Annotated in this window: 11 protein-coding genes; 8 read left to right on the forward strand and 3 right to left on the reverse strand. The window is 62.3% G+C overall.

From position 1 onward, the window contains the following. The first annotated feature begins 1 nt into the window (after position 1). From V4529_13055 to V4529_13080, 6 genes are all read left to right on the forward strand, one after another. Positions 2-1,051, forward strand: a complete 1,050-nt coding sequence (locus tag V4529_13055; protein MES2359255.1) for a tetratricopeptide repeat protein — start codon at positions 2-4, stop codon at positions 1,049-1,051. Between the two features lie 82 nt (positions 1,052-1,133). Then, positions 1,134-2,222, forward strand: coding sequence for a sigma-54 dependent transcriptional regulator (locus tag V4529_13060; GenBank protein MES2359256.1), 1,089 nt, complete (start codon positions 1,134-1,136; stop codon positions 2,220-2,222). Continuing rightward, positions 2,219-3,847, forward strand: a complete 1,629-nt coding sequence (locus tag V4529_13065) for an HD domain-containing phosphohydrolase (GenBank protein ID MES2359257.1) — start codon at positions 2,219-2,221, stop codon at positions 3,845-3,847. Before V4529_13060 ends, V4529_13065 begins: the two co-directional genes overlap by 4 nt. Positions 3,848-3,849: 2 nt before the next feature. After that, on the forward strand, positions 3,850-5,439 hold the full coding sequence (locus tag V4529_13070) for an ABC transporter substrate-binding protein (GenBank protein MES2359258.1): 1,590 nt from the start codon (positions 3,850-3,852) through the stop codon (positions 5,437-5,439). Positions 5,440-5,611: 172 nt separating this feature from the next. Further along, positions 5,612-7,567, forward strand: a complete 1,956-nt coding sequence (locus V4529_13075) for a M1 family metallopeptidase (protein ID MES2359259.1) — start codon at positions 5,612-5,614, stop codon at positions 7,565-7,567. Positions 7,568-7,576: 9 nt separating this feature from the next. Next, positions 7,577-8,233 carry an alpha/beta hydrolase gene (locus V4529_13080; GenBank protein MES2359260.1) on the forward strand — a complete coding sequence of 219 codons (657 nt, stop codon included), beginning with the start codon at positions 7,577-7,579 and terminating at the stop codon, positions 8,231-8,233. On the opposite strand, the gene V4529_13085 is transcribed toward V4529_13080, so the two are convergent. The 3 genes from V4529_13085 to V4529_13095 all read right to left on the reverse strand — a co-directional run bounded on the left by V4529_13085 (position 8,230) and on the right by V4529_13095 (position 11,319). Continuing rightward, on the reverse strand, positions 8,230-8,991 hold the full coding sequence (locus V4529_13085) for a hypothetical protein (protein MES2359261.1): 762 nt from the start codon (positions 8,989-8,991) through the stop codon (positions 8,230-8,232). The two genes, V4529_13080 and V4529_13085, sit on opposite strands and share 4 nt — an antisense overlap. Before the next feature lie 64 nt (positions 8,992-9,055). Next, positions 9,056-10,417 carry a hypothetical protein gene (locus V4529_13090; protein ID MES2359262.1) on the reverse strand — a complete coding sequence of 454 codons (1,362 nt, stop codon included), beginning with the start codon at positions 10,415-10,417 and terminating at the stop codon, positions 9,056-9,058. Then, entirely contained in the window at positions 10,414-11,319 is a 906-nt protein-coding gene (locus V4529_13095) for a hypothetical protein (protein MES2359263.1), read from the reverse strand. The genes V4529_13090 and V4529_13095 overlap by 4 nt, the downstream gene beginning before the upstream one ends. A gap of 748 nt (positions 11,320-12,067) precedes the next feature. Between V4529_13095 and V4529_13100 the strand changes: the two genes are divergently transcribed. Next, a complete protein-coding gene (locus V4529_13100; protein MES2359264.1) occupies positions 12,068-12,289 on the forward strand; it encodes a hypothetical protein in 222 nt (73 codons plus the stop codon). Between the two features lie 118 nt (positions 12,290-12,407). After that, positions 12,408-13,364: an MBL fold metallo-hydrolase gene (locus V4529_13105; protein MES2359265.1), complete on the forward strand. Its 957-nt coding sequence runs from the start codon at positions 12,408-12,410 to the stop codon at positions 13,362-13,364. Positions 13,365-13,673 lie beyond the last annotated feature (309 nt).

The raw sequence follows: 13,673 nt of genomic DNA on the forward strand, positions 1-13,673 counted from the left end.
AATGAACTCCGAAGCGATGCACTTTCCACCCACACCCTTCGATGAGCTGCGCGCACGCGCAGCTCAGTTCATTGAAAAGGCCAAGACAGCGCAACGCCATGGCGACGCGGACAGTGCGTTGGCGCACTACGACGACGCGCTCTCGTTGATGGAGGATGAGGGCGATTCCCCCATGGCTGCCGATGCGCTCAGATGGAAGGGCTGGGTGCTCAGCGAACGAGGGGATACACCTGCCGCGTACAGGTTCTTCAATCGAAGTCTCGCAATGGCGGAGCGGCTCGACTACGTGAACGGCCAGGCGCATGCGCTCAACTGCCTCGGCACCATTGCACAGCGTCGAGGAGAGTTGAAGAACGCCGAGCGGCTGTACAGCCAGGCCGCATTTCGCGCCGAAGCGAGCGCAGACCGGCGGTTGCTCGGGATGGTCGAGCTGAATCAGGGAGTGATCGCATCGTCGTTGGGTGACTGGGACACTTCGATAGTGCGGTTGCGCTTGAGCCTCAAGGCGTTCGAGAGCGTCGGCGACAAGGAAGGAGCGTCCTACGCGCACAACAACATCGGACTGCATTACGTCGCAAGGAAGCGTTATGCACAGGCGGTCGAATCGTTTGAGATGGCTCTTGCCATCGCGTACGCGCGGGAAGACATGGTGGTCGAGGCAACGGTCGAGCTGAACCTCGGCGACGTGCGGATACGGCAGGGGGAGCTTGACAGTGCGACGCGGTCCGTTGCCCGGGCGCTCAAGATCGCCGAGATCCGGCGGGACCGCCTTCGTATGGCCGAGGCGCTACGGCTCAAGGCACGGATCGAGCGGTTGCGGGGACAGTTGGCGACAGCGGTGGAGACACTGCGGCAGGCTCGCTATCAGGCCCGGGAGGGCGAGGACGCCCTGCTTCAGCTGGAGCTCCTGACCGAGCTGGGCGAGCTTTGCCGGGAGCAGGGCGATTCGGAGCGAACCAGGGATGTTCTCCGAGAAGCCCTGGTCGGCTTTACCGAGATAGGAGCGATCAGACGAGCCGAAGCAATTGCGGAGGAATTGGCCGCTTTGTAGCCCTCTCGGGGGGCGCCATTTGGTTACAGCTTGATGCGAGGCTGGCCGACACTCTGAGAGTGTCACCTACCTCGCATCCGCATTGAGTACTTACACCGAACCTGCTTCGCTTGGGATTGGGTGGGCGCCTCCGCGTCTGCCTGACCCAGCCGCGCGTCAGACCGCCCGTCAGGAGCCGGTAATCTGGACGGAAGGGATGGTCGTGGGGCAGAGTGACTCTCTGCAGGCAGCGGTGGCTCTCGCGACCAAAGTAGGCATTAGCCGCGCAGCGACCGTGCTGGTCTGCGGTGAGACAGGGACCGGAAAGGAGCTCTTCGCGCGCGGAATCCACGCGTGCTCCACCCACTCCAACGATCCCTTCGTTGCAATAAACTGCGCGGCGATCCCGGAATCCCTTCTGGAGAGCGAGCTCTTTGGCCACGAGCGCGGCGCATTCACGGATGCACGCGCGATGAAGCGAGGTCTGCTCGAAGTCGCCGGCCGCGGCACGATCTTCCTGGACGAGATAGGTGAGCTGCCGCTCAAGCTGCAACCGAAATTGCTCCGCATACTGGAGCAGCGCACGTTCCGGCGCGTGGGTGGATCCGTCGAGCTGCCGATCGCGGCGCGAGTCATTGCAGGTACCAACGTGTCGCTCTCGGATGCGGTCGACAGCGGGGCGTTTCGCGAGGATCTGTTCTATCGATTGAGCGTCGTACGTCTGGATCTTCCACCGTTGCGTGAGAGGTCTGGCGACGTCGAGCTGCTTGCGCGTCACTTTCTGCGCGACCTTGCGCGTGAAAGCGACGGTGTCCCCGCGACACTATCCGCCGATGCGCTCGCTGCTCTCTGCACGCACACGTGGCCCGGCAACGTGCGCGAGCTGAAGAACGTCATCGAGCGCGCCGTAATCGTCGCCGGTGGAAAGACGATCCAGCGACAGCACCTGCTGTTCCAGCGCAGGCGCAGCGTTCAGGCAGATGTCGATGTGGAATGCGGAACAGTGATCCGCATTCCACCCGGCGGCAAAACGCTCGACGAGATCGAGTCGGAAGCAATTCAGGCCACGCTCGCGCTCACGCATGGCAACCTCAGCGCGACGGCCCGGATCCTCGGAATATCGCGTCCGACGCTTGGCAGAAAACTGCGCTCCGCGGGTCTCGAGCGACGCATGGTCGTATCGAGTCAGTGACGACGGCGACAATGGCGCAGATCGACGCAGTACCGCATGCTGTTTCTACCGTTTCGTTCGACGACGTGGTCAGCGAGGCGAGGAGTCTCGAGCGGAATGGCAGATGGGCGGCGGCGCGCGCGTGCTACGAGAGTCTGCTGGATGATGACGCACTCACTCCGGCGGCGCGCTCGTCGTTGTTACGCTGGATCGGACGCACGCACGCCGAGGAGGGGAATCCGGACACGGCCTTCTCCGTGCTGGAGCGCGCAGTGGCGGCTGCGGAATCATCGGGTGACGTGGGTGTGGAAGCGCACGCGCTGAACGGGCTGGCGGTAGTCGAGCAGACGCTGGGCAACCTAGACCGTTCCGAGGAGTTGTATCTGCGCGCGCGAAGCCGGGCCGTACAAGCGGATGATGAGCTGCTCCTGGCGATACTGGATCAGAATCTCGCAACCGTTGCCAACATTCGCGGCAATCTCGAGCTCGCGCTGGAGTCGTATGGATCGAGCCGGAGGCGCTTCCATGCGCTGGGTCGCTCGTCCTACGAAGCACACGTGCTCAACAATGTCGGGATGGTGTTGACAGATCTCGGACGGTGGGAAGACGCCGAAGCGGCCTACGGCTCCGCGTGCGAAGCGTGTGCAAGCAGCGACGACAGAGAGCTGCTGCGCAGGATCGAGGTGAACCAGGCCGAGCTCTGGATCGCACGCAACGATCTGCCCAGGGCGCGTGAACGTTGTGAGCGGCTGCTGAACGATGCGCAGCGCGAACACAACGTATCGGCGCCGTGGCTCGGCGAGGTTTACAAGCACTACGGCGTCGTGTGCAGGGAGCAGCGTCAGCTGGATCGTGCGGAGGGCTGGTTTGCGCAGGCGGCCCGGATCGCGGACAACTCACATGATTTGCTGCTGGCCGCTGAAACGGCGCGGGAGCAGGCCGAGCTCTACTGGATTCAGGCGCGAAACAGCGACACGCTGCAGGCGCTGAACGCAGCACACGGCTGGTTTTCACAGTTGCGCGCGGAGCGTGATCTCGATGCAATCGCGCGACGCAATGGACGTCTGGAAGAGCGGTTCCTCGAAGTGGTGCGGAAGTGGGGCGAATCGATCGAAAGCAAGGACTGTTACACACAGGGACACTGCGTACGTGTCGCAGACGTGGCGTGCATGCTCGCCGAGCGGATGGGGTTCGACTCCAAGACGTTGTTCTGGTTTCGCATCGGCGCCCTGTTGCACGATGTGGGCAAGTTGATAGTTCCCCAGGAAGTGCTCAACAAGCCCGGCAAGCTCGATGACGCCGAGTGGCGCATCATGAAGCGTCATCCGGAAGCCGGCGTGGAGCTGTTGGCCGACATCGAGTTCCCGTGGGATGTGCGACCCATGGTGCGCAACCATCATGAGCGTTGGGACGGTGCGGGGTATCCGGATGAGCTGGCGGGTGAAGCGATACCGCTTTCGGCGCGCATTCTCTGCATCGCCGATGTGTACGATGCTCTCACGACTAATCGCTCGTACCGCAAGGGTTTCGATCATGAGCGCGCCGTGGCCGTAATGACCGAGAACAATGCGAACGGCCACTTCGATCCAGCGATATTCGATCTCTTCCTCGAGTGGGCTGCGACGCGCAATACGCCGGGGGCGTGACCATGTCGCTCATGTTTCGGAAGAACGCTGGTAGGTCGCTGCGATCGGCGGCACTCGCCGTCCTGGTCATCGGCGTCGCTGCGTGCACGCCGGATGCGAAGGTCGCGAAAGCGAGCGGTGCGGGAGGGACACTCGTTGTCGCCACCGCGGGTGACGCCGACAACCTGTTTCCGCCGCTCACAATGACGAGCCAGGGGCGCCAGGTGGTGGATCAGATATTCGATTATCTGGCCGACATCGGGCCTGAGTTGAACACGATTGGCGATGGAGGCTTCACGCCCAGGCTCGCCGAGTCCTGGAAGTGGGCGCCCGACTCGTCGTGGATAGCGTTTCATATCAATCCCCGTGCACGGTGGCACGACGGGCAGCCGGTTCGCGCCGGCGACGTCCGGTTCACGTTCAAATTGCTGACGGACTCGACCCTGGCATCGCCGATAGCAGCGACGTTGCGCGGGATCGATTCCGTAAGCGTGCGCGATTCACTTACCGCGGTCGTGTGGTACGCGAGACGGACGCCGGAGCAGTTCTTCAATTTCGTGTACAATGTGGCGATTCTGCCCGAGCATCTTCTGCATGATGTTCCGGTGAAGTCGCTCGCGTCGTCACAGTTTGCGCGGCATCCGGTGGGCAGTGGCCGCTTCAGGTTTGCCAGATGGGACGGCGGATCGCGCATCGAGATCGTGAGCGACAGCAATAATTATCGCGGACGCGCGCGGCTCGATCGCGTTGTGTGGTTGGTGTCACCGGACATGCAGGCAGCGACGACGCGGTTGCTGGCAGGCGAGGCGGACTTCCTGGAGGTCGTGCGTGGACCCGCCGTGGATCAGGTTGTCGCATCGCCGCGTGTGCGGCTGTTGACGTCGCCAAGTCTCGATTATGGTTTTCTGGCTTTCAACGTTCGGCGTGCGCCATTCAACGACAGGGAAGTACGACGTGCGTTGAGCATGGCTGTGGATCGGTCGGCGATGGCCCGGAACGTGTTCGACACGCTGGCGCTTCCGGGGCTCGGGCCTGTGACGCGTGCGTTGCCGGTCAGCAGGAGCGTTGTCGCACTTCCATACGATTCCGCGGCGGCGGTGAAGATACTTGCTGCGCACGGTCCGATCTCATTCAGGTTGCTCGTTCCCACGTCGAGCGCCGTGCGCGTCAAGTACGCGACGCTGCTCCAGGAGCAGTACCGTCGCTTCGGGGTGAAGGTGACCATCGAGCCGCTCGAGGTCAACGCATTCGTTCAGCGACTCACCAGAGGCGACTTCGACGCGGTGCTCAATGCATGGCATTCCGACCCCAGCCCTGCGGCCGTCGTTCAGGCATGGGGGACGGCTGGTGCACCGCCTGAAGGCGCCAATTTCGTCGGTTACACGAGTCGGAGCTTCGATGCGCTGGTGGATAGCGGAGCCCGCTCGTTCGATCCGGCGCGCGCGCGTGCCTATTATGCGCGGGCCTATCAGGAGATCGATGGCGACGCTCCCGCGGTGTGGTTGTACGAGGCCCGGAACGCGAGTGGGGTGAGTCGTCGAGTGCACGTAGCCGGCGCCCGTGCTGACGCGTGGTGGTCCGATCTTCCGGACTGGACAGTCGACCAGCACTGATGTTCGGTTCCGTACCGAACCGGTGCGGCGCGTGCGGTCTGGCGAGGCGATGAATACAATTCAGTGAGTCCAACCTGTTCAGTCAGCGCCGTGTCTGACCATTTTGGAAAGCCGCTGGCACTGCGCTGCGGCGCCGCTGGTCAGCGATTCCATTCTTTCGGAGTAATCAGAAATGCTTCAGCCAAGATCGGCCGCCGCGGTGGTCGTTCTCTTCAGCGCGCTCGCGGCAGGTGCGCAGCAGCCGACTCCACAGCAGACAGAAGCGGTCCGCAGAGGAGCTGGCGACACGTCGATCTTCGCACCGCTCGATCTGTATCCGTCGCCGAACGTGTACAGGACCGGTGACGGACGGCCCGGCGCTCATTACTGGCAGCAGCGCGCGGATTACGATCTGCACGCGACGCTGGATACGGCGAACAAGTCGCTCAGCGCGTCGATGACGATGCGATACACGAACAACTCGCCGGATACGCTGCGATTCATCTGGGTTCAGACGGAGCAGAACGCATTCCGGCCCGGTTCGCTCAACACGCTCGTGTTCGCACCGGACAGTCGCTTCGGATCGCGCAGCTTTGTGGGTGGCGACGTGATCGATCACTTCAATCAAGTCGTCAACGGACGCGCGACTCCGCTCAAGTTGCGCGACAACGGAACGGTGACCAAGGTCGATCTGGCGCAGCCACTGGCGCCTGGCAAGACGGCGACGTTCGACGCGGCATGGCACTTTCTGATTCCGGAGCATGGAGCCGATCGCATGGGTCGCGACGGTTCGCTGTTCGAGCTCGCCCAGTGGTACCCGCGTGTGAACGTGTATGACGACGTGCGCGGTTGGAACACTGAGCCGTATCTCGGACAGGGCGAGTTCTATCTCGAGTACGGTGATTTCAATCTGAGCGTCACGGTTCCATCGGGCTACATCGTGGCCGCGACGGGCACGCTCGCGAATCCGCACGAGGTGCTGACGCCGACGGAGATCAGTCGTCTCGCCAAGGCGGCCAAATCCGAGACACCAGTACCGATCATCACGGCATCGGACCTCACCAGCGGAGCGGCGCGGCCCCGCACTACCGGCACGATGACGTGGCACTTCAAGGCACACAACGTGCGCGACGTGGCGTGGGCGGCCTCGCCCGAATACCAGTGGGATGCATCGAGCTGGAAGGGAATTCTGGCGCAGGCTTACTATCGGCCGAGTGCGGCAATCAACTGGGACGACGCTGCGGATCAGGCGCGCATGTCGATTCAGGAGTATTCGGAGCGCTGGTTCATGTATCCCTATCCTCAGATCACCGCAGTCGAGGGTCCGATCAGCGGCATGGAGTACCCGATGCTCGCGATGGAGACCAAGAGTCGCGACAAGCCGGATCTGTACAACGTCGTGACGCACGAGATCGGACACAACTGGTTCCCGATGATCGTCGGCTCCAACGAGCGAGTGCAGTTCTGGCAGGACGAGGGTTTCAACACGTTCATCAACACCTTCAGCGAAGCGCGTCGTTATCCGCAGAACGGCGATCAGATGCAGCGCGCAGCCGAGGAGCGCGCACAGGTCGAGCAGACGCAGAAATTGAACATCGACGTTCCCATCATCACGAATCCGGATCGCATCGACCCGCGCAAGCTTGGCTTCACGGAGTACGTCAAGACGTCTGTCGGCCTTCAGCTTCTGCGCCAGGAGATCATGGGGCCCGCAGCGTTCGACGACGCGTTCAAGGAATACACGCGCCGCTGGGCGTTCAAGCATCCAACGCCGACTGATTTCTTCCGCACGATGGAATCGGTTGGCGGGCAGCGACTGGACTGGTTCTGGCGCGAGTGGTTCTTTGAAGATCCACATTTCGATCAGGCCATCGAGTCTGTACAGACGGCCGATTCGAGCGGGGTTCAGCACGTCACGGTCGTTTATGGCAACCGTGCACGCGGTGTGCTACCGATACGCGCGCACTTCACCTTCAGCGACGGCACGACGCAGGACTTCGAGTATCCGGCGTTGGTCTGGAGCACCAACAGTGTTCGCTACGTCCGCGAATATGACTTCAGCGGCAAGACCGTCAAGCGGATCGATCTCGATCCCGACCGGCGTCTCGTGGATGTCGATCGGACTAACAACAGCTGGATGGCGCAGTGAGGTAGGCAGGTGAATTCGTCCGAACCTCCGGCATTCGAGCATCGGTACATCGCCGGCGAGGGCAACCTCGCCGGCCTCACCTTGTTGCTGTTGCACGGTACCGGGGGTGACGGCGATTCACTGCTTCAGCTGGGGTACACACTGGCGCCAGGGGCCACGCTTCTGAGTCCGACAGGGAAGGTGCTGGAGAACGGTGCGCGGCGCTTCTTTCGACGATTGGCGGAAGGCGTCTTCGACCAGGAGGACCTGGCGTTGCGTACGCAGGAGCTGGGCGAGTTCATTCGCGACGCTGCACGCGCGTACAATCTCGATCGGCATCGAATCGTGGCTGTCGGTTACTCCAATGGAGCGAACATCGCGAGCAGTCTCATGCTGCGCCAGCCCGATGCACTCGCAGGCGCCGTGCTGCTCCGGCCGATGGTACCGTTCACGCCGGAGACGCGCGTGGTGTTGAGCGGAGTTCCGGTTCTGATCTGCGCGGGAGAGATGGATCCACTGCTGCCGTTCGGCGATACGGAACGTCTTGCGGAAATCTTCCGATCGGCCGACGCGGATGTGACTGTGCACGTCGAGCACGCCGGTCACGAGCTTGCAATGGGCGACGTGATCGCAGCGCGCGACTGGATTGCGCAGAACTACGACGCCCAGGGTGCCCGATCGTCCTAGGGCTCGTGCCGCGTCGTAAGAGTGTCCACGATGCACTCCACGAAACGCTCAATCGGCAGTGGCTCGCGGATCGCCGCGACCGCAAGCCCGCTGACAGCGATGCACTGTCGCCGTAACGCACGCTCCGAGCTCAGCCCAACCGCTCTGGCGACGTCGAGCAGCGTGAGGCTCTTGTCGGTGAGTATGTCGTAATTCCTGAGTAGCGTGAGCGCCGCCACGAAGCCTGACGGAGATGCGATTCCTGCGTTCCTGAACTGACGCGACAGAGCCCAGCGGGTGACGCCGCAGACGCGGGCGAGCCTTTCGACCGAGTCGATTCTGTGACCATCTTCGCTCACATGATCGATGCAACTGTACAGCGCCGATGGTACCATCTTCAATCGTTGCGAAAGAGCGGTCGTGAGCAGGTGAGCCCGTGTGGCACGTGACTGCCGTCGCAGAATGTCGGCAAACGTCGTCGGATCGTCGTTGTATCCATAAGTGACGATCTCGCCGATGCCGAGCTCGCGAATGAGGTCGATCGATGCCTGCGCGTACTCCGGTGTGAGCAATATGTAGAGCACGGTGCCGAGGTGCGCGCGAGACAGCGAGCCGGGAATACCGCGATCGCGCTCTGCGAGCATGGGGTCGACGACAGCCACGTCGGACGATCCACGCGTAACGGCATCGATGAAGTCGGCCGTACCCGATCGTATCGTCACCGATCCCGGAGGCATCACTGCCGCGCGGGCGCGGTCGTGAAACGGTCTCCGGAGCATTGCCAGCGCTCTCATCGCATTCCGTGCGCCTTTTGCGTCAAGAAGATCCGTCCTCGCGTGTCCCTTACCGCGCACCACTCATGGCTGTGCTCATGGCAGCGCTCATGGCAGTGCTGGTACCGACGCCGTGTTGGGCTGCCATGAAATCGAGCGATTCGGCAACCTCGCGAATTTCAGCGGGCACGCTGTCCCAGCCAATGGAAATTGCGGACGGATTCGGCATCACATCGTCACTGACGGCGACGGTGTTCGAACGGGAGCGGTCCTGGCGCTGTGGCATCTCGCTGGGAGCGTTCTCCATTGCCCGCAGGATGTCGCTCAGCTCGGTCTCTGCCTCGAACACAAGCTGGAAGTGCTCGTACCGGTTTGCGAGCTCGATGGCCCTTTGCGCAGCCGACCTGGCCTCGGCGAATCGCGCGAATCGCCGGCATCCCTGTGCGGTGAACAGCGCAAATTGTGCCTGCTGGCGAGCTGTCAGTCGCTCGCCAGCGAGCTCGGCACGGAGTACGTCGAAGGCGGCGGCGTCTTCGTGATGTGCAGCGAGAAAGAACAGATTGAGCGTCGCATGACGTCTGACGTGTCTCTCGGGCGCAGCTTTCTGCACGACGCGAAGCGCGGCGGATGCAACCGCGGGAAGTCCGTAGTCGCTTAGGAAGGATGCGAGATCGACGAGCGTCTGGTACTTGAGCTCATCGTCGTCCTCGAGCGTGTCGAGGATACCGAACGCGAGCGAGATCGCCTGCTCGTATTCACCGCTCATGTTCGCGACCCCCGCGAGCGCAAGCGTGACTCTCGGAACGACCGATGGATACGATCGTCGCGCCTGCCTGGCAATGCCAGTGAGACGCAGCCGAGCCGCCTGCAGATTGCCGCGGCTCCAGAGCAGGTTCGCCTCGCCGATCTGCGCGCGGAACGCGATGGACAGGTCGCCCGCTTCCCTGCCAAGCTGGGATGCGCGGCGGTACGCTATCTGTGCCATCTCCCAGTCGGCGCACATACGGTACGCGCGTCCCATCATCAGACGCGACTCCGCCGCGAGCCACGTTTCGCCGTCGAGCTCGGTATCCATGCCCGCGAGTGCGAATACCTTTGCGGCCATCGCCCACTCGCCCTCACTGCCAAGCGCCTGTCCGTACATGAGAAGTGAAGTGTAGGTCGCCTTTCTTCCCACGCGGACCGGTCCCGCGCTCTCCCAGAACTGAAGTGCGCAGGCCATCGCTTCGAGCGCTGTGCGCACGTTCGGTGCAGCGTCGATCCCTGCGATATCAGATTCGATCCTGTGGAGAGTATCGCGCTGGAATGAGCTCAGGCCGTTAGTCTTGACGCTATCGTAAATCTGCAGGATGGCGAATCCTGCGGCAGTGCGCGCGAATTCTGCATCCGATCGCGTTGTTGCGAGATACTGGAGGAAGGAGGTGTCGGTCATGGTTTGGTTGTCGGTTCGCCGGACGCCTTGAGGCGTACGTGTCGGGGGCGAGGTCTGCCGTGGATGAGTGTCAGCGACGGCTTGGCTTCTTCCGGGGGATTGCGTGGAGTGCTGGACCTCTGACGTGTCTTGCGTTCCGTCAGGCGCAGTGCGAGTACATCCGCCGCCTCGGCGACTCTGAGCGGTCGAGTGCGAAGTTTGCCGGTCGTGGTGTCGAGCAGCAGCGTGAACTGTGCGTCCATCGTTCGATGCGACTTGTATCCAAGCAGCGACGCAATGGTCGTGAACGGGATGCGAGATCTGGTGATGGCCCTGTATGCTGACGTGAGGTGCGTCGCTTCGACCATTCTTCTCGTCGACACGAAGCCGGCTTCGGCGATATAGCGATCCATGGTGCGCCGCGGCAGCGATACTGCTGCCGACAGCGCGTCGGGCGAATCGGGTCCATCGCCGGTGCGGAACATCGCGACCAGTCTCTCACGGATCGCAGCTGGGAGGAGATTGAGGTTGCCATCCAGTCTCGACAGGAGCGCGGCGCAGAACTCTGCGTCAGGCGTGAGAAGGACAGCGCGTTCCAGCAACGAGCGCTCGTTTGCAGTACCGCGGAAGACGAAGCGGGCGGGAGTCCGTTGCGCCAGGATCACGGAGCTTTCGAGCGCAGCCGTGCTCACGGAGCTGAAGGCGACGACGGGCCGGGGAAATTGCGCGATGCTTGCTGCTATCGACTGCGCGATGCCCGGAGTGACGAGTGCCGGATCCAGTACCAGGCAGTCGTCACTCGGAAGCGCCAGCGCGGCGAGGAGCTGGCGCGTGTCTGGAATGGACTCGACGACACCGTGTCCACCGACGGCTGCGTACACGTAGCCCATCCCCTGTGGTGCCAGAAATGCGATGTATCTCAATTCGGCCCCGTTGATGCAACTGCTGTCCGCGACATGGAACTCCTTCCCGAGCGACGAGAACCTTCAATAAGGTAGCGTCCGCCGGGTGCCGGGGAAATGCGATTTCCGGCCAACCACTGCGATTTCCGGCCAAACCGGAAATCGGGGCAGATTGGTCCGGATTTGACCCAGCGCCGACAGGCATTTGAGGACTTGCCGGCGCCGGATCAGGGTACGGTTCCCCCTATGGGAGCGCGACCTTCACGATGGTGGCAGACTGGGAAGTGCTGTCGGTACCGCAGTGATCCCAGCCCTGGGTTCCACCGCCGCTGCACAGGGCGTTGGAGCGGGGGGCTGTGGGTTCTGCGCAAGCGACAGCGAGCGCTGCTAGGGCTGCACCAAGGATGGCGATGTATCTGGTGGTACTGCGCACATTATCTCCGGCAAGGGGGTTGAGCAGGGAGATTACAGGGAGTTTTCACAGTGCGAAATGCGCGTTTGCGCCATTTAGCTGCGCTTTTGTGCGGGTCGCCACAATTGGCCGGAAATCGCAGTCCGTGGCCGGAATGCGCACTTGTCCGATCGCTGTCGGCGAGCAAATGTATGAGGTATGGCTGCGCTATGCGGAATCAACCGGGTAACGGCATGTGGCATCGCTCGAACAATGAACTCAGCCAAGCGCCTTAAAAAATGGGCGGCGTCACATGCCAATCCCCGCCTTCCAGGCCGGATCCTCACCACTTTCCATCAGCATCGTACACGATAAGTCATGCTCGACTCAGTTGTTACGTTTGATGTCGCCTCCCGGGTACGCGAGCTCGAGCTATCGATCGCTCGGCGCGTTCGGCAGGAGCTGCGGCCCTACATTCGCGACGAGGCGCAACTGGAGCGCGCCACGAGTGAAGTCCTGATGATCAGCAGGGACTACGCTGGATCCTTCCATGCGATCAATGATCGGGCGCGCATAAGGCGGGAGCGGGACGCGGAGTAGACTGCCACACGGAACGGGTGGTCCACCGCCGGCCGAGGCTGTGCCCGAGCGGGTTCCTGCGCCGGTGTATCCTGCGCACTGACTGTGTCATTGGCGATCCACACGTGAATCCGTGATCATGTTCAATCGAATTCCAATTGCAGCACTCATCGCCGGCTGCTTCATGATCGCGTGGGCACCGGCGACTGTCGATGCGCGCAACACGCCGGCACGAAGCGGCGTCGCAGCTCGATCTGCGAGCGCTGACAGCACGGTCGTCGTGATGCTTGGCGTCGGAATGCCGAGGCCCGATCCGGATGCCTCCGGTCCAGCGACTGCGGTCCTCGTTGGCTCCCGTGTTTTTCTCTTCGACGCCGGTCCGGGAATCATGCGGAGGATGGCAGCAGCGCACCTTCCGATTAATGGTGTAACGGCGCTGTTCATCACCCATCTGCACAGCGATCATACGCTCGGACTGCCGGACCTGATCTTCACGTCATGGGTGATGGGGCGAAGGAACGCACTCGAAGCTTACGGGCCGCACGGATTGCAGGAGATGACCACGCACATTCTGGAAGCGTGGAAGGTCGACGAAGATGTTCGCACCAATGGACTGGAGCACGAACCGGCCAGTGGCTACGCGGTGAACGTGCACGAGATCCAGCCGGGTGTCGTTTACGACAGCGGTGGCGTGCGCATCACGGCGATCCCGGTACTGCACGGTAGTCTAAAGGAAGCGTACGCATATCGGATCGACACGCCCACGCGCTCGGTAGTGATTTCGGGTGACACGCGACCGTCGGACGCACTGATTGCTGCTTCGCGAGACGTGGATGTGCTGGTGCATGAAGTGTATTCGGCGGCGAAGCTCGCGCCCGAGAAGCGGCCCGGGGGTGACGACTGGCCGCGCTACATGCACGAGTTCCACACGTCCGACGTGGAGCTCGGGAAGATCGCCGCGGAGGCGGAGCCCAAGCTGCTGGTGCTCACCCACATCATAAGAATGGGAAGCAGCGACGAGGATCTGATTCGCGCGATACGCGCTGGCGGATTCGGTGGCAGGATCGTCGTCGGCCGGGATCTGGCACGGTACTAGAGTCGGTCAAAGGTACCGGGGCGTCGTGCTCGACGCCCGTGGTGTGGGCTGCCTGCAGGGCGTGCATCGCCTTGCTGTTTCAATGCGGAACAGGCACCGACGGGGCTCTCCGCACCGGGTTTTGCAATTACTGCGAAAGAAATAATACGCGCTGTCCAGTCCCAGCGTTGTAATTCTTAATGCACGTCGACGGCGGGGGGGTTGGATTCGGAATAGTAAATATTTTATCCGATCTTGACACCCAGAGGCCCACCTTTATGTTCGCTTGAGATCGCTGGCCAGTCCATCCGCGCATGGCCAGCACAGTAC

It is taken from the genome of Gemmatimonadota bacterium (assembly GCA_040388625.1).
GTDB lineage: Bacteria > Gemmatimonadota > Gemmatimonadetes > Gemmatimonadales > Gemmatimonadaceae > Fen-1247.